22 protein-coding genes are annotated in these 20,921 nt (G+C 72.8%); 12 read left to right on the top strand and 10 right to left on the bottom strand.

Features of this window, described 5'->3' with window-relative positions:
- Positions 1-36: 36 nt before the first annotated feature.
- On the bottom strand, positions 37-999 hold the full coding sequence (locus tag O4J56_RS27370; RefSeq protein ID WP_270689791.1) for a hypothetical protein: 963 nt from the start codon (positions 997-999) through the stop codon (positions 37-39).
- Positions 996-1,313, bottom strand: coding sequence for a hypothetical protein (locus tag O4J56_RS27375; protein WP_270689792.1), 318 nt, complete (start codon positions 1,311-1,313; stop codon positions 996-998). The genes O4J56_RS27370 and O4J56_RS27375 overlap by 4 nt, the downstream gene beginning before the upstream one ends.
- Positions 1,314-1,615: 302 nt before the next feature.
- On the opposite strand from O4J56_RS27375, the gene O4J56_RS27380 reads away from it, so the two are divergent.
- The gene (locus O4J56_RS27380; protein ID WP_270689794.1) at positions 1,616-2,734 is read left to right on the top strand and encodes a winged helix DNA-binding domain-containing protein; all 1,119 of its coding nucleotides are present in this window, start codon (positions 1,616-1,618) and stop codon (positions 2,732-2,734) included.
- A 14-nt stretch (positions 2,735-2,748) separates the two neighbouring features.
- Here O4J56_RS27380 and O4J56_RS27385 read toward each other — a convergent pair whose 3' ends face one another.
- Entirely contained in the window at positions 2,749-3,168 is a 420-nt protein-coding gene (locus O4J56_RS27385) for a hypothetical protein (RefSeq protein WP_270689795.1), read from the bottom strand.
- A 301-nt stretch (positions 3,169-3,469) separates the two neighbouring features.
- Between O4J56_RS27385 and O4J56_RS27390 the strand changes: the two genes are divergently transcribed.
- Positions 3,470-4,039: a GNAT family N-acetyltransferase gene (locus O4J56_RS27390; protein ID WP_270689796.1), complete on the top strand. Its 570-nt coding sequence runs from the start codon at positions 3,470-3,472 to the stop codon at positions 4,037-4,039.
- Positions 4,040-4,515: 476 nt separating this feature from the next.
- Positions 4,516-5,172: a TenA family protein gene (locus O4J56_RS27395; protein WP_270689798.1), complete on the top strand. Its 657-nt coding sequence runs from the start codon at positions 4,516-4,518 to the stop codon at positions 5,170-5,172.
- Positions 5,173-5,239: 67 nt separating this feature from the next.
- Here O4J56_RS27395 and O4J56_RS27400 read toward each other — a convergent pair whose 3' ends face one another.
- Together O4J56_RS27400 and O4J56_RS27405 are read right to left on the bottom strand one after the other, a co-directional pair.
- Complete coding sequence (locus O4J56_RS27400; protein ID WP_270689799.1) at positions 5,240-5,539, bottom strand: DUF397 domain-containing protein; 300 nt, start codon at positions 5,537-5,539, stop codon at positions 5,240-5,242.
- Positions 5,532-6,332 carry a helix-turn-helix domain-containing protein gene (locus tag O4J56_RS27405; RefSeq protein WP_270689800.1) on the bottom strand — a complete coding sequence of 267 codons (801 nt, stop codon included), beginning with the start codon at positions 6,330-6,332 and terminating at the stop codon, positions 5,532-5,534. Before O4J56_RS27405 ends, O4J56_RS27400 begins: the two co-directional genes overlap by 8 nt.
- Positions 6,333-6,576: 244 nt before the next feature.
- Here O4J56_RS27405 and O4J56_RS27410 point away from each other — a divergent pair, with 244 nt between their 5' ends.
- The 4 genes from O4J56_RS27410 (at position 6,577) to O4J56_RS27425 (ending at position 10,448) form a co-directional block, all read left to right on the top strand.
- On the top strand, positions 6,577-7,089 hold the full coding sequence (locus O4J56_RS27410; protein ID WP_270689801.1) for a hypothetical protein: 513 nt from the start codon (positions 6,577-6,579) through the stop codon (positions 7,087-7,089).
- A 143-nt stretch (positions 7,090-7,232) separates the two neighbouring features.
- A complete protein-coding gene (locus tag O4J56_RS27415; protein ID WP_270689803.1) occupies positions 7,233-8,153 on the top strand; it encodes an aminoglycoside phosphotransferase family protein in 921 nt (306 codons plus the stop codon).
- A gap of 198 nt (positions 8,154-8,351) precedes the next feature.
- A complete protein-coding gene (locus O4J56_RS27420; protein WP_270689804.1) occupies positions 8,352-9,512 on the top strand; it encodes an OmpA family protein in 1,161 nt (386 codons plus the stop codon).
- A gap of 309 nt (positions 9,513-9,821) precedes the next feature.
- Positions 9,822-10,448 (top strand): hypothetical protein, encoded by a 627-nt coding sequence (locus O4J56_RS27425; protein ID WP_270689806.1) that lies wholly within the window; start codon positions 9,822-9,824, stop codon positions 10,446-10,448.
- A gap of 214 nt (positions 10,449-10,662) precedes the next feature.
- Here O4J56_RS27425 and O4J56_RS27430 read toward each other — a convergent pair whose 3' ends face one another.
- Positions 10,663-11,886, bottom strand: coding sequence for a serine hydrolase domain-containing protein (locus O4J56_RS27430; protein WP_270689808.1), 1,224 nt, complete (start codon positions 11,884-11,886; stop codon positions 10,663-10,665).
- Positions 11,887-12,156: 270 nt separating this feature from the next.
- On the opposite strand from O4J56_RS27430, the gene O4J56_RS27435 reads away from it, so the two are divergent.
- Positions 12,157-12,747 carry a TIGR03086 family metal-binding protein gene (locus O4J56_RS27435; protein WP_270689809.1) on the top strand — a complete coding sequence of 197 codons (591 nt, stop codon included), beginning with the start codon at positions 12,157-12,159 and terminating at the stop codon, positions 12,745-12,747.
- Between the two features lie 387 nt (positions 12,748-13,134).
- Here O4J56_RS27435 and O4J56_RS27440 read toward each other — a convergent pair whose 3' ends face one another.
- Positions 13,135-13,584, bottom strand: coding sequence for a winged helix-turn-helix transcriptional regulator (locus O4J56_RS27440; RefSeq protein ID WP_270689810.1), 450 nt, complete (start codon positions 13,582-13,584; stop codon positions 13,135-13,137).
- A gap of 94 nt (positions 13,585-13,678) precedes the next feature.
- Here O4J56_RS27440 and O4J56_RS27445 point away from each other — a divergent pair, with 94 nt between their 5' ends.
- A complete protein-coding gene (locus O4J56_RS27445) occupies positions 13,679-14,869 on the top strand; it encodes an MFS transporter (protein ID WP_270689812.1) in 1,191 nt (396 codons plus the stop codon).
- 82 nt (positions 14,870-14,951) lie between these two features.
- On the opposite strand, the gene O4J56_RS27450 is transcribed toward O4J56_RS27445, so the two are convergent.
- On the bottom strand, positions 14,952-15,812 hold the full coding sequence (locus O4J56_RS27450) for a LysR family transcriptional regulator (RefSeq protein ID WP_270689814.1): 861 nt from the start codon (positions 15,810-15,812) through the stop codon (positions 14,952-14,954).
- Between the two features lie 81 nt (positions 15,813-15,893).
- Between O4J56_RS27450 and O4J56_RS27455 the strand changes: the two genes are divergently transcribed.
- Positions 15,894-16,379 (top strand): cupin domain-containing protein, encoded by a 486-nt coding sequence (locus O4J56_RS27455; RefSeq protein WP_270689815.1) that lies wholly within the window; start codon positions 15,894-15,896, stop codon positions 16,377-16,379.
- A gap of 73 nt (positions 16,380-16,452) precedes the next feature.
- Here O4J56_RS27455 and O4J56_RS27460 read toward each other — a convergent pair whose 3' ends face one another.
- A complete protein-coding gene (locus O4J56_RS27460; protein ID WP_270689817.1) occupies positions 16,453-17,193 on the bottom strand; it encodes a VOC family protein in 741 nt (246 codons plus the stop codon).
- Between the two features lie 426 nt (positions 17,194-17,619).
- Positions 17,620-18,327: a haloacid dehalogenase type II gene (locus O4J56_RS27465; RefSeq protein ID WP_270689818.1), complete on the bottom strand. Its 708-nt coding sequence runs from the start codon at positions 18,325-18,327 to the stop codon at positions 17,620-17,622.
- Positions 18,328-18,389: 62 nt separating this feature from the next.
- Here O4J56_RS27465 and O4J56_RS27470 point away from each other — a divergent pair, with 62 nt between their 5' ends.
- Entirely contained in the window at positions 18,390-19,004 is a 615-nt protein-coding gene (locus O4J56_RS27470) for a CGNR zinc finger domain-containing protein (protein WP_270689819.1), read from the top strand.
- A 462-nt stretch (positions 19,005-19,466) separates the two neighbouring features.
- A complete protein-coding gene (locus O4J56_RS27475; RefSeq protein ID WP_270689820.1) occupies positions 19,467-20,858 on the top strand; it encodes a condensation domain-containing protein in 1,392 nt (463 codons plus the stop codon).
- Positions 20,859-20,921 lie beyond the last annotated feature (63 nt).

Raw genomic sequence — 20,921 nt, forward strand, 5'->3', positions numbered from 1 at the left:
CCCGAGATCAACATTGTCCGGCCACGGGGCCTCTTGCTATGCGGCGGAGGCCCCGCCGCCGGCCGACCGGTTCGGGAGCGGGAGGTTGCGCAGATAGAACTGGGCCAGGTCGTCCCACATCCGCCGCTCCTCGGCCTGGCCCGCCGGCACCGTGAAGCCGAGGTGGCGGGGGAGCGCGGTGCGGTGGAGGTCGAACACCACGGCCACCTCCTGGCCGTAGGCCGTCGCCGCCTGGAGGGCCGCCCGATGGGCGCCCCAGGCCAGGGGCCAGGCGAGGAGGGGGAGCGCCGCCAGGGCACCGGGGCCCTCCAGCGCCAGCAGCACCAAAGGCCAAGCCGCGCCGAAGACAGCGGACAGCCCCAGCAGGGTGACCGCGACGTCCAGCGAGGTGCGCGCCGAGGTGACGCGGGCCGTCGCCTCGGGCGGCAGCAGGGGGACCAGCCGGGGCCAGATGACCACGGCGTCGATCCCGTACCGGTCGAGCGGATAGAACTCCATCGCCCGCAGGCGGTTGCCCAGCGCCGTGGGCAGGGCCCCGTCGTTCAGGTGCGGCCGTGGCGGGTAGCGCGCGGCCAGTTCGCCCGCCAAGGCCGACGCCCGGGTGTGCTCCTGCTTCGCGTGCAGCTCGGCGACCTGCCGCCACCGCTCCTCGGCGGCGCGGCGGTGCCGTTCGGTCCGGCGCTCGCGCAGACCGTCCAGCAGGGCGGTCTCCGGCCAGTAGCCCTCCAGCAGGCGGAGGAAGGGCAGGTGGAACAGGGCCAGCAGGTAGGCCGCCCCTACCAGCGAGAGCACCGACCATAGGGCGGCCATCAGCTGGCTCGAAGCGCTGAAGTCCTGCCATGCGCGCAGGGCGTCGCCGGGGGAGGCGTCGGCCGCGGCCATCGCGAGCGCCCAGGAGGCGCCTGCGGCGAGCACCACGGGCAGCAGGAACGCCAGGAGGAAGCGGGAGCCGAGGATCCTCTCGGCGCTGCCGAGGCCGACTTCGAGAAGTGTGTTCACTCAGGTTTCCTGGCCATGGGGTCGCCGTGGCTGCAACGCGGAGGGTCGCGGGGGTCGAAGTAGTCGACGGCCAGTTCCTCGCCGTGCTCTTCGCAGTGGAACCACAGTACGGACAGGGCGTGCCCGGGAAGCCCCTGCTGCGGTGGGCCCCCGTCCGGTGGGGAACCGATGGGAGGACCCCCGTCGGGCGACGGGTACCGGGACGGTGGTCTCTCCTGAGGCTGTAGCTCGGCGCCCGCCTCCTCGGCGGTCTCCTTCCTCCTCCACAGCCGCCATCGGCGGCGCCTGGGCCGGGGCTCGTCGTTCTCGCCCATTCGGGTGTGCTCCTCTCCTGACGGGGGGTGAGAGAGGCGGTCGACCTGTATCGGGGAGGCAGGGCGCGAACCGGCGGGTCTCGCTCGGAGCGCGCCTTGCGCACCTGCCCCCGCCCGGCAGGCTAATCGGTCTGCTCCCGTCGGTCAGGTGGATCACCCCTGGCCTTGAGGACAGAATCTGACCTGAAGGCGTGTGAAGGTGGGGTCAGAGCAGGAGGGACACCGCCGCTCGCCCGCCGCGGCCGCACCGCGCCGAAGCGGCGCACCGGCGCCGGCCGACGACCGAGAGGAACCACGCCCCGATGACCGTTCTGACCGCCCGGGACCTCAACCGTGCGACGCTCGCCCGGCAGCTCCTGCTGGAGCGCGCCGACATGACGGCGCTCGACGCCGTCGCCCACCTGTGCGGCCTGCAGGCCCAGGAGCCGCAGGAGCCGTTCATCGGGCTCTGGTCACGGCTGCGCGGATTCGCCCCCGGGGAGCTGTCGGGGCTGCTGAACGACCGCAAGGTCGCGCGGACCCACCTGATGCGCCGCACCGTCCACCTCGTCACCACCGACGACGCGGTCGCCTGGCGCCCCCGCCACCAGTCCATGCTCCTCCAGCGCGGTGCGACCGCCTACCGCCACGAACTGGACGGGGTCGACCTGGAGGCGCTGGCATCGGCGGGCCGGGAGGTGCTGGCCGACGGGCAGGGCCGCTCGTCGGCCGACCTGGTCCGGGCGGTCGCCGAGCGCCGCCCGGACGCGGTCGGGCAGGCGGGCACCCGTGCGCTGGGGGAGATGCTGATGGGGCTCGTCCCGGTGGTGCAGCTCCCGCCGCGCGGACTGTGGCGGGAGAAGGGCGGAGTGCGCAACGTCCCGCTGGCGGCCTGGGCGGGCCGGGAGGTCGACCTGGCCGCGCCGGAGGGGGCCGACGGCTCCGACCCGGTCGGGCGCGAGCTGGTGCGGCGCTACCTGGCGGCGTACGGACCCGCGTCCTCGGCCGACCTGCGCGCGTGGTGCGGCCTGGCGGGGCTGCCGGGCGCGGTGAAGGCGGTCCGCGGCGAGCTGGTGTCCTTCCGCGACGAGCGCGGCCGGGAACTGCTCGACCTGCCGGACGCCCCGCGCCCCGACCCCGCCACCCCGGCGCCGGTGCGGTTCCTCCCGGCCTTCGACAACGCGGTCCTGGGCTACCAGGACCGCGGCCGCATCATCGACGACGACCACCGGTGGGTGTCGGTGGCCGGGGAGCGCGTCGTCCTGGTGGACGGGCGGGTGTCGGCGACCTGGAGCGTCGAGGAGGAGACCGTCGTCGTCACTCCGCTGCGCGCGCTGGACCGCGGCGAGCGGGACTCCGTCGCGGCGGAGGGGGAGGAGACGGCGTCGTTCCTGTCTGAGGGCGGCAGCCGCAGGGTGCGGGTGGGGGCGCCGACGGGCTGAGGGGCGCCCCGCGCTCAGTGCTGCGGCGGGTAGGGCGGGTGATAGGGCTGCTGGGGGTGCTGCTGCGGGTATCCCTGCGGGGCGCCGTGCCACCCGCCGTGCTGGGGCTGGCCGTGCCACTGCTGCTGCGGGTGGCCGTGCGCCTGGCCCGGCCACTGCTGGGCATGCTGCTGCGGGTAGTACTGCTGGTGGTGCTGTTGCTGCTGGGCGGCCTTGGCCGCCTTGTTCCGGTCCAGGCGGGCCTGGATCTGCTTGGCCCTGACCCTGGTGATGGCGACGTAGGCGATGGCGAGCGCGAAGAGGATGGCGGCACCGCCGAGCGATTGCAGACCGCGCTCGACTTCGCCGACGGCGAGGGAGAACAGGCCGAAGCCGGCCGAGATCATTCCGAGGATCACGACGGGGACGACTCGGAGCACAGCTAGAGCGGACACGGCTCCTCCGAACTCTGGTTCAAGGTCTGGGATGGGCTCAGGCGCCCGCCCGCGGGGATTCAGGGGAGCGGGGGACGAGGGTCGGACGCGGAGGCCGCCGGGGAGGTTCCCGGCCGATGGCCTTCCTCATGCGGGCGCCCCGGCACCGCGCAGCCGCGAGAGAGGAACCAGGTGCCCGCGACCCGCTCGGCCTCCGCGAGGACGGCGTACCCCACGGCTTGGGCCGTCGCCATGGTGGTGAGCGCGATCCGCGGCCCGAACCGGTCGACGGCCCGGGCGCGCCGGCCCCGAGAATCGGGGCATGGCCTACTCCGTGCGTGACTACGCGCCCGGCGACGAGGGCTCGTGGCTGCGGTGCCGTGTGCTGTCGTTCCTGGGCACCGCGTTCTACGACGACGTCGACCCCGCCAAGCCCGCCATCGCCGCGCCAGGACTGGAGCTGGTCGCGGTCGACGCCTCCGGCGCCGTCGTCGCGATCATGGACACCGAGGTCCGTGGCGGCCGGGCCACCATCGACACCGCCGCCGTGCACCCGGACCACCAGCGGCGGGGCCTGGGGCGGCGGCTCCTCGAACGGACCCACCAGGCCGTCCGTGAGCGCGGTGCGCGCCTGTTGGAGGCCTGGACCCGCGACGACCCGGGCACGTTGAGCTGGTACCGCGCGATGGGTTTCCGTGAGAGCGACCACTACCTGCACGTGTTCGCCGACCGCCGGACCGACGGCGAGGGGCCGGTCCGCGCGGCGGCCGAGCCCCGGCCCGGCCTGCGCCCGGTGGCATCGTTCTTCCACGCCGACCTGGACGCGGAGGAGCGGCTCCGCCGGGAGTTCACCCGTGTCCACGTGTGCCGCCGCTTCAGCATGACCGTGTGACCACGACCGCCCCGGACGGCGCCCCCACCGGATCGCCCGCCCCGGGTCGCGATCCGGGCGTTCGACGAGGGCTTCGCCTACGCCACTGAATGGCTGAACGAGCTCGGCTACCGCGCGGACATCTCTGCCACCCGCCGGCTCCACCCCGGCGCGATGGGCTTCGGCACCTGGCTGGAGCGCACCGGCGCGGCCCGGATCTCCGCGTTCCTGGATGCGGAGGACTCCCTGAAGACCTGAGGCGGCGGAGAGTCCGGGAGAGGAGAGCCTGTCGGAGATGAGCCGCCCCGGTCGGCCGCCCCGTGCGTCGACGCTCCAGGCCCCCGAAGTGTCGGCGTAGGGGCGGCTTGTAGGGTCTGTGGCACGGCGCGGGGTGCGCCGGTGGGCCGACCGCGCGGCGAGCGCGGGGGAGTCCGTCGGCGCTGAGAGCCAAACCCGTTGAACCTGCACTAGCTCGTACTAGCGAAGGGACGCCTGCTGTGGGCGGATTCTGTGCTGAAGTCTGGGAAGCGACCGCCGAGACGCGTGCGGCCATCGATGAACTGCCGTTCGTGAAGGGGCTGGCCGACGGCTCCCTGGAGCGGGACCGGTTCGAGTACTACATGGTCCAGGACGCGCTGTACCTGCACGGCTATGCGCGCGCTCTGGCGTCCACCGCCGCTCGGGCCGACCGGTCGGAGGAGATCGCGTTCTACGCCAAGTCCGCGCACGAGTGCATCGTGGTGGAGAGCGCGCTGCACGAGGGGAACGTGGGCAGCGTCGAGGGGGCGAAGCCGTCGCCGACGGGGACGGCGTATGTGTCGTACCTGCAATCGCTGGCACAGACCGGGGGATACGCGGAGCTGGCGGCGGGGGTGCTGCCCTGCTTCTGGGTGTACATGGACGTCGGCTCGCGGCTGATGGAGAAGGCCGGCGACCTCGCCGGGCACCCGTACGGGGACTGGATCTCGACGTATGCGGACGAGGCGTTCGCCGAGTCGACGCGGAAGGCGTGCGAGATCACGGACGCCATCGCGGGGCGGTCGGACGCGCCGACGGTGGCACGGATGCGCGAGGCGTTCGCGAGGGCGACGACGTACGAGTGGAAGTTCTGGGACGCCGCGTGGAAGAAGGAGACGTGGCCCTTCGGGGGCTGAGGGCGGAGCGCCTGAGCGAGCACGCGACGGGCGGCCCCGCGCGCTGGGGGGGCGGGGCCGCTACGCGCTACAGGGCTTCAGCGGAGGTGGCCCTGAGGAACGCCTGCCACTCGGAGGAGGGGAAGGCGAGGTGCCCGAGGGGGCGGTTCTGGGTGTCCCGCACGAGGGTTCTCGTGCCTCTGGCCACTTCGACGCACGCGTTGGTGTCGGCCCCGCTGTGGCTGCTCTTCTGCCAGGGGAGTGCGACCTCCACGCACGAGGTGTTCGCCCCCGTGCTGTAGCTGGACTTGTTCCAGGTAGGGAGCGAAACCTCTACGCAGTTCCCGCCCCCACCGTCGCTGTAGCTGCTCTTGATCCAGTTACGCATGGTCCAACTCTTTCAATCGTTCTAGCGTGGAGCGCGGTGAGAGGGCTTCACTCTGGAGCATTCCGAACAGGGTCGAAAGGTAGTCGATCTCCTCCCGCTTCGTCACCGACCGCCCGCCCAGAGGGTCCTCAACGAAGCCGACCGTGCGCCCGTCATGGAGTGACATCACCCGGTACGCACCGCAGAGGCCGGGGTTGTGCCGACTGTCTTCGATGACCTGAAGCTGGATGGTACCGCCTTCCATGAGGTCGATGAGGTGCCTGCGCTGTTCCCTCATTATCTTCTCATCTCCGACGACACGAGTCAGGGCAACCCATTCAACAACAAACCAGAGAAGTGGGCGCATGTCAGACAGCTTCTGAAGCCGCTCGACCCGAGTCTGGACGACCTGATCGATACTCTCCGGGGGTCCGTTGACTCTTCGAGCCCGAACGAGCGTGATGGCATAGTCGGGCGTTTGCAGGAGTCCGGGCACAAGGATCGCATGGTACTCCCGGATGTGCTTGCTGCGCCGCTCCATCATCAAGGCATTTCGGAATTCAGGGGGTACATGGGCGTCGTCCATGATCTGCTCCCAGAGCAGAATGAGGGCGTCGCCGGTAGCGAGAGCTTCATCCATGGCGGCCGCTTTGTCCCGCTGTGGCACCCGCGTCGCAGCCTCGTACTTACCGATGATCTGTCGTGACACTCGAGCCTTCCGAGCCAGAGAATCCATCGTTTCCCCAGCTTGAAGGCGCATCCGCTTGAGCTCGTTCCCCCACTGACGCCACTCCTCGTGTATTCGCTCCACCATGGTTCAATGGTGCGCCCATAGCGCGCCCGATCGCTACCGATGCGACGAATAGTGACGTCTATGTAGCCCTTATGGCAGGTCGAAGCCGGTAGCGCCACCATGAAGGCCATCACCCAACCGAAAGGTCGATGGCCATGGTGCGAACCAGAAAACGCCGGATTCGTCCCTACATCCGCATTATGTGGTGGGTGAGGGTGATATGACGCTCCGCCCTCCGCCCCAGCCTCCCGACCGCCGGAAAGTCATGGTCGACATCTCCGGCTACCGCACCACCGTCACCTCCGACGGCTGGACCGTCGAATGCGACCACGCCCACCCCGAGCGCCCCTTCAGCCTCGCCTGTGGGGACGCCTTCCGCCTCACCCGCGTCTCCTACGGCGTCGCCGCCGACACCCTCCGTCTCGGCGGGCTCGGGCACGCCGACGCGACGCGGCTCCTCGCCGCCGCCGTCACCGGTTCGCGCCCGGCCGCGCACCCGGACCAGCCCGCGCGCAACCCAACGCGCAAACCCGAACCGATACCCGTCGACCACCCCGGTGCCCTGCCTCCGCGCGGCCGGATCGACGCGCTCGACGGCTCCGCCATCCTCGTCTACCGGCTGCGCACCGGGGGCGGGGTGCTCGACATCTGGGAGGTCGACGCCGCCTCCGGCCGCCTCCTGCGTACCGCCGCCCTCGCCGGGCACCGCTTCGGCTGGTCCCTCCGCCGCTACCTGCGCAACGGCGCCTGGGAGCGCTACGCGCACCCGATTCCATGACGCGCCCGCCCTACCGGCCTCCTCCATCGGACTGAAAATCCGTTGCGAGGCCTCCCCGGGGCGGCTTAGAAAGAACGCGCCTGAACCGTTCCTGAATCGTTCGGCCGTCCACCAGCACTCTGCTCTAAGGAGCCCATGCGCGCATGCCCACCGACGACGACGTAGAGGTCCCCATCGACGCCGATCTGGCACATCGCCTCATCGCCGAGCAGTTCCCGCAGTGGGCGGACCTGCCCGTCACCCCCGTCCCGGTCTCCGGGATGGACAACGCGACCTTCCGCCTCGGCGACGACATGTCGGTGCGCATGCCCCGCTTCGGGCGCTGGGCCGAGCAGGTCGAGCGCGAGCACCGCTGGCTGCCCTTCCTGGCGCCGCAGCTCCCCTTGGCCGTCTCCGAACCCCTCGCCAAGGGTGAACCCGGCGCGGGGTACCCGTTCCCCTGGTCGGTCTACCGCTGGCTGGACGGGGCGACGGCCGAGGGCGCCGGACTCGCCGACCCGGAGCGCGCGGCGCTCGACCTGGCCGCCTTCATCACCGCCCTGCAGAAGATCGACGCCACCGGCGGCCCGGGGCCGCGCGCGAGCAACGCCTTCCGGGGCGTCCCCATGGGCGACGAGCGCGACTCCATCGCGGTGGAGGCCCGCGTGCGGCCCAAGATCGAAGGCCTCAAGGGCCTGATCGACACCGACAGGGTCACCGCCGCCTGGGAGGACGCGCTCGCCGCGCCGCCCTGGGACGGGCCGCCGGTCTGGTTCCACGGCGACCTCGCCGCGGGCAACCTGCTCTCCGTCGACGGGAACCTGAGCGCGGTCATCGACTTCGGCACGGTCGGCGTGGGCGACCCCGCCGTCGACCTCCTCCCGGCGTGGAAGTTCCTCCCGGCCGAGGCGCGGGGCGTGTTCCGGGAGGCCCTGGGCGTCGACGACGCGACGTGGGCACGCGGCCGCGGGTGGGGGCTGGCCTCGTCGCTGCCGGTCCCCGACGACCCCTACTTCCAGGCGGTCCCCGGCCGCGTGGAGGCGGCCCTGCGCGACCTCGAGCAGATCCTCGACGACCTGGACTGAACCCCCGCCGAACCCCTCGTTGATCTCGGGGAACCCGGCCTTATGAAGGCGCTCATAAGGCCGACTTCCCCGAGATCGACAACGAGAGAGGGGCGGCACAGGGGGCGCCTGACCGGTTTCGGCCGTCATTTCCAGAACTCGCACCCCTCCCGCCACGTCCTACCGGCCGTCCCTACGACCGACAGACGGAGGACACCTTTGAGACGCCCCCATCCCCTGCTCGCGCTGCCCCTCGCCGTCGCGCTCCTCGCCGCCGGATGCTCCATGGGCGGCGACCCCGACGGCTCGTCCGGCGGCGGTGCGGGTGCGGACGGAGCCGACGGCGAGTCCTCGGAGCAGGCCGCGGATCCCCTTGAGGCCGAGGACGCCGACCCGGACGAGTGCACGGGCGACAGCGTCTTCATCGAGGCCGTCGAGATCCCCGGGACGACCAGCGACCCCGTGACGATCCCCGAGGTCGAGAACGAGGCGGGCGAGGTCGTCCAGGAGGAGCAGGAGATCCCCGGCGTGGAGATCCCCGACCAGCGCGTCCCCGCCCAGTGCGCGACCGTCGAGGAGGCCCCGGCCGGGTGTCTGGGCGAGGCGGTCATCCCGCCGACGGCGCTGCCGGAGGTCACCATCCCCGAGACGACCATCCCGGCCTTCGAGTACGGCGACGTCGCGCTGGAGGAGGAGGTGGCCGAGGCGGTCACCGCCGAAGGCGTCGAGACCGAGGGCGCCAAGGCCGACGAGGTGTGCCAGATCAGCGAGGAGGAGGCCGGGGAGGGCGGGCTGATCGGCTCGGTGCTGCGCCCGTCCGTCCTGCGGAGCTCGATTCTGCGCTCCTCGGTCCTCCGGTCGTCCATCATGCGGCCGAGCGCGCGCTTGGAGGACGGCACGCAGATCCCGTCCGTCCAGGTGCCCTCGGTCAAGGTGGACGCCGTGAAGGTCGACGCCGTCAAGATCGACGCGGACCGCCTCGACGCGCGCCGCGTCGGCGAATTCGACGTCCTGGAGGGCGAAGGGGACATCGCCTTCAACATCGACGCCGACGTGCTCTTCGAGACCGACTCCGACGAGGTCCGTCCGGACGCAGAGGAGACGCTCGCCGACCTCGCCGACCAGATCGACCGGGAGCTTCCCTCGGACGCCCCGATCAGGGTCGACGGGCACACCGACGCCGACGGGGGCGAGGACCACAACCAGGACCTGTCCGAGCGGCGCGCCCAGTCGGTGGTGGACTGGCTCGTCGACGAGGAAGGCTTGGACGAGGGCCGCTTCACGGTGACGGGCTACGGCGAGACCAAGCCGGTCGCCTCCAATGACGACGACGAGGGCAAGCAGAAGAACCGGCGTGTGGTGATCTCCGCCGAGGTGTAGGGGCGGACCCCAGGCCCACCGTCTTCGTGCGGATCGCCGTCGACATCCGATCACGGTTGTGGGGGCTCCTATGGAGCCCCCACAACCGCGCCCCTGTGGCCCCGGTTGCCATCGCGGCTCTCCGCCTATCGGCAGAGGGGCAGAGGGAGGAACGTGTTCCCCGCTCGGCACGTCTGATGTGCGCTCGATCACAGACCCGGACCGGGAGCGCGGACGATGAGCTTCGACCTTGGCGTGTGGCGGGAGAACCGCCCCCTCACGTGCCCACAGGCCTTTCGCACCTACTTGTGGACATGCGACGACGAGAGGATGGCGGAGGTCGACCAGGAGGACCTCGGGATCGAGACGGACGAGCGGGTCGACGCCTTCCACGACGACCTCCTGAGCGAGTACCCCGCGCTGGAAGGGCTGACGACGGCCGACGCCGAGGCGTCTCCCTGGAGCATGACGCCCGAACACGTCCCCGGCCTCTTCGTGATCACGCTGATGGGCTTCTCCGATGCCCCGAAGGTCGCCCCGTTCGTCGTCGGGCTCGCCGAGGCGCACGGCCTGGTCTGCTTCGACCCGCAGGCGATGCGGGTCCACAACCCGCCGGACATCGTCGCCCCCGACGTCCCCCGCCTCGACTTCTGCGACGGCGGCATCGTCGCCGACCCCCGCCCCGGCGAGCTCCCCGAGCTGCTCGGCCAGGTCGACCACCGGAACTGGTTCGCCCGCCTGGAGACCCGGCCCGGCTGGTTCATGCAGGTCGGTGTCGGCGAGCGGGCGGGCGGGCTTCCGGACGGCGTGTTCGGGCTGGAGTACCGGGAGGGGAGCGCCGACCGGCACTTCCGTGTCCTGGTCCCGGACACCGACGCGATGGTGCGCGCCTTCCAGGACTACGCCGAGGGCCATGAGCGCTGGAAGGACGCGCTCGACTGGCAGCCGCTGGCCTGAGCGGGCCGCCACCCCAACTACCCGCCTCGTCGGGTGCACCGGGCTCACCCGGCGCACAGGGGGGGAACGGAATGACGGTGGCGGGGGCCCCGTCCAGGCCCCCGCCACCGTGCCCCCGTCGTCTCCGCCGTCCCCGTTCACCGGGGCCGGGCCCCCGCGCCGGCCTCGGTCGTCGGCGGCGCCGACGTGCGCCGTCGGGCGCCCACCGGCCTCGTCAGTCGTCGACGGCCTGGTAGAGCGTGGTCCAGAAGTCGTGGATGGCCTGGGTCGATGTCGGCGTCGACATCCCGGTCTGGGTGAGCATGATGCCGAACAGGTCGTTCTCCGGGTCCGCGTACACGGTGGTTCCGGTGCCCCCGTCCCAGCCGAACTGGCCGACGGGCGCGTAGGAGGAGCGGTAGCTGCGCACCGCCATGCCCATGCCCCAGCCCGCGTGCCTGGCCAGGCCCATCGACACCGGGTGGTCGGCCTTCTCGAACCACAGGGAGCGCTGCGCGGGGGTCAGGTGGTCGGTCGTCATCAGCTCGACGGCGGGCCGCGACAGGATCCGCTCGTTCCCGCGCCTTCCGCCGTCGAGCAGCATGCGGAAGTAGGCGTGGTAGTCGTCAACGGTCGAGACGAGCCCGCCGCCGCCGGACGGGAAGGCCGGAGGGCTCGCGTAGGCGCCGGTCTCGGGCTCGTCCCAGACGTTCAGCTCCCCGGTGGCGGGGTCGGGCATGTAGGCGACGGGGAGCCGGTGCAGTTTCTCAGCGGGCACATGGAATCCGGTGTCCTTCATGCCGAGCGGTTCGAGGACGCGTTCGCGCAGGAAGGCCTCATAGGGCTGCCCGGTGACGCGGGCGACGAGCACGCCGATGACGTCGTTGCTGATGTGGTACTGCCAGCTCTCCCCGGGCTGGTGCGACAGGGGGAGTTCGCCGAGGCGGCGCATCCACTCGTCGGGTTCGAGGGAGGCCCCCGCCCCCTGGGTGAAGATCCCGCTCTCGAAGACCGCCTTCATGATCGGGGTGTCCAGCGCGGACTGGTCCAGGCCGAGCCCGAAGGAGGAGTACATCAGGTCCCGGACGGTGATGGGCCGCCGGGCCGGGACGGTCTCGTCCAGTGGGCCGTCGGGGCTCTTGAGCACCCGGCGGTCGGCGAGTTCGGGCAGCCACTCCTCGACGGGGTCGTCCAGGCGCAGTCGGCACTCGTCGAGCAGCACCACCGCCGGGGCGATGCCTACCGGCTTGGAGGTCGAGGCCATCCGGAAGACGGTGTCCCGTGCCATCGGCGCGCCGCCCTCGGCGCGCATCGTGCCCAGAGCTTCGACGTGCGTCTCCGCACCCCAGCTGACCAGGGCCACGAGCCCGGGGATGCGTCCCGAGTCGACGTAGCGCGCGAGGACCTCGCGCATCCTCTCCAGCCCGGCCTTGGAGAAGCCGCGCCCGTTCGTCTCCATTTCGCGAACCTCCTGTGTCGCGTGTACACGTGCGGCGCGACGGCGGGCACGCGTGTCGGCCCAGAGGACCGACACCACGGCCTGGCGTCGCATTGACGTCACTATGACACCATATTGGCGTCGCTACAAGTCGTTCTGGTGTCGGGTCGACGTCATCGCTGGTGGGGTGTGCGGGGGGAGGGGATGTGCGGCACGGGGCCGGACCCAAGGGGCGTCCAGAGGAGCGCTATGGCCGTGTCGGCTGTCGGCGGGGCGGCGTAGGGTCCGGCCATGACGACCGAACCGAGTACGGAACACGACCCTCGTCCGACCTTCACCAGGGCGCTCGACCAGGCCGAACGGCAGGTCGCGGCGGTGCGGCCCGAGGAGCTGACCGGCCCCACCCCCTGCTCCGAGTACGACGTCCGCGCGCTGCTGGGGCATGTGGTGGCGGTGCTGCACAAGCTCGCCACGGCGGGCCGGGGAGGCGATGCGCGCGACATCCCCTCCGTCATCGACGGCATCGCCGACGACGACTGGGCGGGGGCGTTCGCCCGGGGCCGCAGCGAGCTGGAGGAGGTGTGGGCCGACGCCGGCAGGCTCGACAGCATGGTGCAGCTGCCCTGGGGCAAGCTTCCCGGCCGGACCGCGATCGAGGCCTACACGCACGAGTTCACGGTCCATTCGTGGGACATCGCCCGGGCCACCGGGCGGCTGGCCGACCTCGACCCGGACCTCGCCGAGCGGGCGCTCGAAGGCTTCTCCCAGTTCGCCCCGCCGGAGGCCCGCAGCGAGGAGGGACCGTTCAGCCCGACCGTCCAGGTGCCGGACGACGCCGACGTCTACACCCGGCTGGCCGCCTTCATGGGCCGCCGGCCCTAGCCCCTGTCCGGAGTTCCCCTTTCACCTGGCCACTCACGTTGTTGATCTCGGGAGAATCGACGCTGAAACCGCGCTTTTAGGGGCGCTTTTCCCGAGATCAACGGGAATCCGGGCCGTCTCCGGCCCGCGGCCGACCGCGGCCGTGCCTCCGCTTCGCCGCTTCGCGGAGATCGCGCAGCGGAGACCTGAACGGCGCCCGCCGCACCGGAATGCTCAAGCGGCCGACGGCTTCACGCCCCGCCATGTGAGCGGGCCCCGGCCCCTACCGTGTCGACCCGGCGAAGCCGATTCGAGGGCGGAACCGAAACGGTAGGGGCCACGGTCGTTCCCCCGCCCCCGCGTTCGGACCGAGCGCAGGGCGCCTCCGCCTGACGCAGCGGCCCACCCCTACTCCACCCTCTCCACCCGGGTCGTATCGCTGTCGAGCAGGGCGCCGTCCTGCCCCTGGGGGCGGAGCTCGGCGACCGGCCGCCCCTCGGCGTCGACCAGGCGCGAGTGCGGCTCGCCGTCGGCGAAGGCGTGGCGCTCGCCCCACTGCCTCAGCGCCACGACGGCGGTGAACAGGTCCTTTCCGGCCCCGGTCAGCTCGTAGACGTGCCGCTTGCCGCCGCCGCTGGGGCCGGTGCTCAGGATGCCCTGGTCGACCAGTCTGCGGAGCCGGTCGCTGAGGATGTTGCGGGCGATCCCGAGGCTCCGCCGGAGGCCGGTGAAGGAGGCCGGCCCCTCCATGGCGTCGCGCACGATGAGCAGGCTCCACCGGTCGCCGACCAGGTCCACGGCCCGGGCGACCGGGCACGCGGGATCGGTCCAGTCGCGCTCGGCTCCGGCGTCCCCCATCGACCCCTCCTCATCGGTTGCGCTTTGAAACCATTCTGCCCTAGCCTTCGATGGTTTCAAAATGAAACCAATCGGGGGTGGTCCGGTGTCCGGAGTGACGAGTGCGCAGCGCACCGTCCTGGCCGCGGTGTGCGCCGTGGCGGTGTCGACGGTGTACGCGATCCAGCCGGTCCTGGAGGCGGCGGGCGCCGACCTGGGCGTGGCGCCCGGGGCGCTGGGGTGGCTGGCCGCCGCGGGCCAGTTCGGCTACGTCGCCGGGCTGGTCCTGCTGGTGCCCCTCGGCGACGTCGTGAACCGGCGCCGGCTCATCACCGCCCACCTGGTGCTCGTCGCCGTCGGCGCCGTGACCGCGGGCCTGGCCCCCGGCGGGCCGGTCGCGGCGGCGGGTCTGGCGGCCGCCGGGCTCTTCGCGGTCGTCGTGCAGGTCGCGGTGGCCTACGTCGCCGCCGTCTCCGCACCGGGCGAGCGCGGGCGCAACATCGGCGCGGTCACCTCGGGGGTGGTGACCGGCATCCTCGGGGTGCGCGTCCTGGCCGGCGTCCTCGGCGACGCGGTCGGCTGGCGCGCCGTCTACGTGGTCCTCGCGCTGCTGTGCCTCGTGCTCGCCGCGGCCGTGCGCCTGTGCCTGCCCCCGGACCCCCGGGCGTCCCGGGAGCGGTACACGCGGGCGGTCGGCGCGGTGGCGCGCCTCGCGGCCACCGACCGGCTGTTCCTCGGCCGCGGGGGCATCGCCTTCTTCCTCTTCGCCTCCTTCGGGACGCTGTGGAGCGGCCTGGCCCTCCCGCTCGGGGCCGAGCCGTGGTCCTTCGGCACGGCCCAGATCGGCCTGTTCGGGCTGGCGGGCCTCGCCGGAGCCCTCGGGGCCGCCCGCGCGGGGCGGTGGGCCGACGGCGGGCGCACCCGGGCGGTCGGCGGCTGGTCCCTGGCGGGGCTGATCGCCTCCTGGGCGCTCATCGCCCTGACCGAGCCGACCCTGTGGCCCCTGATCGCCGGGATCGTCCTGCTGGACTTCGCGGTCCAGGCCGTGCACGTGACCAACCAGCACCTGCTGACCACGGCGCACCCGGACCGCGCGAGCGGCGTCATCGGCGCCTACATGGCGTTCTACTCCCTGGGGTCGGCCCTCGGGGCGGTCACCACGGCCTGGGCCTACACCACGTGGGGGTGGTGGGCCTCCAGCCTGGCGGGCGCCGCCTACGCGCTTCTCGCCCTCCTCGTCTGGGCGCGGGCCCGGTCGAGCGTGCCCGCGCACGGCTCCGAGGCGGCGCCCCAGGCGCGTGCATGACCTCCTGTCGGCGCTCGGCGTGGTGATGCGACCGCCCGGGGGGGGGATCGGGTGGCGCATCCACCGCCCCCACGGGAGGCCTTCAGGAGCCGCGGCGGCGGTAGGCGCTCACCGCGGCCTCCACGAAGGAGCGCACCAGCGGGTCGGTGTCGCCCTCGTTCCAGGCCGCCACGGCCCGGCTCGGCTCCATGTCGGTCACCGGCACGACGGTGAGCCCCTTGGGGAGGTCGTGGCCCAGCGGCGCCAGGCCGACGGTGCCGTTCCACAGCACGGCCTGCAGGCACTCCTGGACGGCGCGCACCACCGGGCCCTCGCGCTCCCTGCCGCCGCTCCAGTACGACCGCCACAGGGGGTCGGTCCTCTGCGGGAACCGGAACCAGCGGCGGTCGGCGAGGTCGGCCAGCGTCAGCCGGTCGCGGGACGCCAGCGGGTCGTCGGCGCGCAAAACCGCACCCACCGGGTCGGTGCGCAGCGTGCGCACCGCGAGGGCGGTCTCGTCGAAGGGGGCCCGGGTCAGGGCGACATCGACCAGTCCGGCGTGCAGCCCGCACGTCGGGTCGGTCAGGTCGGTGTCGCGGACGCGGACGTCGACGCCGGGGTGGCGGCGGCGGAAGTCGACGGCCAGCCGGGCCGTTCCCGGGTCGGCGGCGTCGCCAAGGATGCCGACGGTGAGGGCGCGGTCGCCGGCCGCCGCGCTCACGCGCGCGCGGAGGCGGTCGGCGTGGTCGAGCAGTGCCCGCGCCTCGTCGAGGAGGACCGCACCCACCGGGGTGAGCGCGACGCCGGAGGGCGAGCGGGTGAACAGGGCCGCCCCGACGTCGGCCTCCAGCCGCTTGACGGCCCGGCTCAGCGGCGGCTGGCTCATGTGCAGGCGGGTGGCGGCGCGTCCGAAGTGGAGCTCCTCGGCGACCGTGACGAAGTAGCGCAGGGCCTGTAGCTCCATGGTGCGACGATATCCGCCGGGTATCGGCGCTGCGGAACGGGTCTTGGACACCGGTGGTGCCGGGGCGGTGCACTCGTGGGCATGACCGAGGAATCCAATACCGGCGGGCCCCAGGCCGCACCCGGCGTCTCCGTGGTGGGGCCCGGCGAAGGCGAGACGATCGTTCTGGGTGGGACGCGCATGCGCGTCCTGGAGGACGGCGGCACCACCGGGCACCGGCTGGCGATCGCCGAATCCGTTCTGCCGCCGCACACGCAGGGGCCGCCGCAGCACCGCCACACCCGGCACGACGAGGGCTTCTACATCCTCTCGGGGAGCGTGCGGTTCACCGTGGGGGAGGAGGAGCACGACGCCGCGGCGGGCACGCTCGTGATGGTGCCGCCGGGCGCGCCGCACACCTTCGCCAACGTGACCGACCGGCCCGCCCGCATGCTCAGCACGTTCACCCCGGACTTCTACCTGCAGTACTTCCGGGACCTGCAGGAGGCGCTGGCCGACGGGCGCCGGATGACCCCGGAGGCCAACCTCGACGCGATGAGCCGCTACGCGACCGAGCCCGCCGGGTAGCGGGAGCCCGCGCGCTCAGGAGCCTGCGGGCCGCCGTACCGCGGTACGGCGGCCCGCCGTGGCGTGCGAAGGCCTACTTGGCCGTCAGGATGCAGAACTCGTTGCCCTCGGGGTCGGCGAGCACGATCCACGGCTCGTCCTTCTGACCGACGTCGGCGTCGGTGGCGCCCAGCGCGCGCAGGCGGTCGGCCTCGGCGGCCTGGTCGTCGCCCGGGTAGGGGCGCAGGTCGAAGTGGACGCGGTTCTTGACGGCCTTCTCGTCCGGGGTGGGGATGAACTCCACGTAGGGCCCGACGCCGGCGGACGAGTGCAGCCGCGCGCCGTCCTCGTCCGCGTCCAGCACCTTCCAGTCGGTGGCCTCGCTCCAGAAGCGCGCCTGGGCCACCGGGTCCGCGCAGTCGATGGCCACCGCCGCGATGGGGCCGGTGCCCTGGTAGGCCTCGCGCGGTTCGAGCACGCAGAACTCGTTGCCCTCGGGGTCGGCCAGGACGGTCCAGGTCTCGTCGCCGCGCTGGCCGACGTCGGCCCGGGTGGCGCCCAGCTCCTCCAGCCGCCGCACCGTCTCGGCGTAGTGCTCGGGGGAGTGCGAGGCCAGGTCCAGGTGGACGCGGTTCTTGACGGTCTTCGGGTCGTCCACGGGGACGAGGTCGATCACGAGCGCGCTCGGCTCCGGATAGGTGAACCCGGCCGGTTCGAGGTTGACCTCGTAGGAGTCGTCGTTGGTGACCTCCCAGCCGAGGGCGTCCGCCCAGAACCGCCCCAGGCGGGAGGGGTCGGACGCGTTGAAGTTCACCTGAACGAATCGCAGAGCCATGGCCGGGAGTCTTCCAGAGCCCCTTGCGGATCGCGACCGAATTAGAGCCCGCGCGGACAGGGGGCGGACCGCAGGGGCCCAGCCGCCCCTACGTCCTTGACCTCGGGGATAGCGCCCCTGAAATCGGCCCTCAAGTCTTGGGTCTTGGTGTGGGGGCACGGGCCGCTCGCCCCGGGGTAAGTCGGTGCTCCCCTGCAACGGCGCAGGGAGCACCAGCGGCACCGGCGGTGACCCGCCAGGCGGGCCGCCTCTGCCGCCACCTGTGCGCCCGCGACCACGGGGCTCTGCGGCCACCGCCCTGATCGGGGAGGACACCGGCACCCCAACGACCCAGAACTTGAGGCGGCCCGGAAGCGTCGTTTCTCCCGAGATCAGCGCCGAGCGCACCCGCCTGTGCGCGCCTTCTCAGGCGGTCGGCGGCGGGGCTCAGGCCCGGTCGAGCTGCTCGGCGAGGTCGGCCAGGCCGTCGGCGTACAGGTCGAACCGGTCCGAGGAGGCGGGCGGGTCGCCGACGGGGCGCCGAACGTAGGCCGTGCGCATGCCGACCCTCTGCGCTCCGCGCAGGTCCCAGGCGTGGGCGGCGACCATGAGCAGCCGCTCCGGCGGTCGGCCGGAGGCCTCCACGGCCAGGCGGTACACCTCTGGCGACGGCTTGTAGGCCCGGGCGTCCTCGGCGGAGACGGCCAGGTGCCAGCGCAGCCCGGCGTGGGCGTCGAGCTCCAGCAGCGCGGCCCGGCTCGCGTTGGACAGCCCGACGAGGGGGAAGCGCTCGGCGAGGCGGGCGAGCCCGTCGGTGGTGTCGGGCCACGGCGGCAGGCGCCGGGCGGAGGCCGCCAGCGCCTCGACGGCGGCGCTGGCGGTGCCGTCGGGCCCCGCGGCGTCGGCGACCCGCCGGGCGGCCTCGCGGTCGAGGGCGGCCGAGTCCCGGTAGGGGCGCTCGCCGTCGCCGATGGCGGCCTGTTCATGGGCGACGTGGTCCTGCCAGAGGGCCAGGAGCCGCTCGACGGCGACGTCGTCGAGCGCGGGGGCGAATGCGCGGATGCCGGAGCGGATCCCGGCGGGCTCGTCGACGAGCGTGCCCAGGACGTCGAACACGAGGGCGTCGGGCTTCGGCACGGGGCCTCCTCGGGTCATCGGCGCACCGATGTAAGGGGTAAACTGGCTTTTAACCGAAGCTAGCCGGAGGTCCGCAGGGGATGCAAGTCGCGCTGGACGACTACGCGTGGGCGGCGGGGGTCGCCACCGAACTGGTCAACACCACCGCCGAGGTCTGGCGCGGCGCCGACCGGCTGCCCGACGCCGCGGCCCTCGTCGACTTCGCCGACCTGCACGGAGGCCGGTCGGCGCACCCCGGGACCGGATCGGCCCTGTCCGCCCTGGCGCGCCGCGCCGACGCCGCCGACCTGGAAGCGGTGCGGGCGCTGCGCGGCCCGGTACGCGAGCTGATCGACCACCCCGACCGCGACCGCCTCATCGCCGGCGGGTCCGCCCTGACCGGGCACGGCGGCGCCACCCTCGCCGCCGACCCCGCGCACCCGGACCGGACGGGCTGGGCGCTCCGCCTCCGCGACGGGGCGGGCATCGCCGAGGCGCTGTCGCTGGTCTGCGGGATCGGCATCCTGGGCACCGTGCGCGCACTGGGGGAGGAGCGGTTCCGCCCGTGCGGGGCACCGACGTGCCGGGGAGCGTTCATCGACACGACCAGGCCGGGGCACCGCCGGTACTGCATGCCGGGGCTGTGCGGCAACCGCGTGAACGTGGCCAACCACCGCGCCCGCAAGGCGAGTCCGCCAGGACCGGGCGGCGGGTAGCGCTCACCCCACCCGGACAGCGGGCGGACGCACGTTCAGGCCACGTCCGATGGAACACCCGGGCCGATCCGACCACTACGGCCGCCGAGCCGCCCTGCCCGTCGCGGGTCCTGACCGACGACCCGCCGACGGGCGACCGAGGAGCCGCCCGCCGAGGTCGGTCGCGACCGGCGGAGGCCACACCGATCGGCCGGACACCGCCTGGACCGCATTCGCCCCCGGCCACGGAGGCGCAATGCCGCAACGGGTCACCAATTTCGCCAAACCGCCTGACCGCGCCCGGGACGGACTTGTAGCTTTGAGCGACCGGATGGAAACGGTGCGGAGTTTTAGCCCTTCGGGTCGGCCGAAACGCCCCGCCGGTTTCCAGCGGCGCACGGGTCCCGCGCCCGCATCGCCCGAACTCCCGCCCGGCCGCACGCGCCGCGGGAGGGCCGCCGACAACCGAAAGGTCGTTCACCGGTGCTTCAGGCCCCGATCTCCGAGCTCGACATCGCCCCCGGACACGTCATCGAGTGGAGGCTGCGCTCCTCACGCTCACCCGGCACCTCCGCGAGGGAGGACAGGAACGGCTCCTTCAACCAGGAGAAGCACTTCAGCGCGGCCCTGGACGCCCGCGCCGACGACGATCCGCTGGGCTCCTACGTGGCCTGCACCTTCGAACTGCCCGGCCCGCCGGACCGCGCGGCCCTGGAGGCCGCGATGCTCTCCTTCGTGCGCCGACACGAGGTGCTGCGCTGCGAGTTCCGCCACCTGTCCGGCGACCTGACCTGCCGACCGATGGCCGCCGCGGACGCCGTCCTGGAGCCCGTCGACATCGGACCGGTCGCCACCCCCGAGGGGGTCCGCGGCCACGTCGACGCGTGCTTCCACCGCATCGACACGCTGTCCTGGCCCCTGCTGGTGATGGGCGCCGTCGTCCGGCCCGGGTCCACCACCGTCTTCCTCGGCTTCGACCACCTGGTCTCCGACGGGCTCTCCACCCCGATCGCGGTCAACGACATCGCCACCGCCTACACCGCCGCCGTCCGGGGCGAGGCCCCCGAGCGGCCCGAGGTCGGCAGCTACCTCGACTTCGGCCACGAGCAGCGCCTCCGGTACGCCTCGCTCGGCGCCGACGACGCCCGCCTGGACCACTGGAAGGCGTTCATGCGGCGCAACGGCGGGTTCTTCCCGCCCTTCCCGCTCGACCTGGGCGTGGCGCCGGGACGGATGTACGGCACCGTCAACGCCACCGACACCCTCCTGTCCGACGCGGGGGCCGAGGCCTTCGAGGCGCACTGCCGCAAGGCCGACGGCAAGGTGTTCATGGGGGTCCTGGCCGCGGTGGGGGAGGCGCTGCGCCGCGAGGGCGGCCCCGAGGTCTACCGGGGCCTGATGCCGGTCAGCGACCGGGGCCGCGGCCGCTACGCCGAGGCGATGGGCTGGTTCGTCAACACCATGCCCATCGAGTTCCCGGTCCCGGCCGGGGCCGACTTCGCACAGGTGATGGCGGGGGTCCGCGACGCCGCGGGCGCCATGCGGGAGCACCTGGACGTGCCCTTCGTCCAGGCCTGGCGGCTGCTCGCCCCCGAATACGCCGACCTGCGCTCCTGGCCGTACGCGGTGAACTTCTTCTCCTACCTGGACTTCCGCCGCACCCCCGGCGGCGAGCGCCAGCACGCCCTGCGGGCCCGCAAGCACGTGTGGGCCTCGCACAGCAACGGCATCTGCTTCTGGTTCCACCGCAACGAGACCGGTATGCACGTCAACACGATCCACGCCGACACCCCGCAGGCGCACCGCACCAAGGCCTCGCTCACCGCGACCCTGACCCGGGTGCTGTCCGGACTCGCCGACACCGGCGAGTTCTGACCCCCGTCGCGAGGAGCCGCGTGGACCGGCGGGCCTCCCCCCCCCGGCCACGCCCCCACCCGA

Origin of the sequence: Nocardiopsis endophytica, from assembly GCF_027706725.1 — a bacterium.
In the GTDB taxonomy this organism is placed as follows: Bacteria; Actinomycetota; Actinomycetes; order Streptosporangiales; family Streptosporangiaceae; genus Nocardiopsis_A; species Nocardiopsis_A endophytica.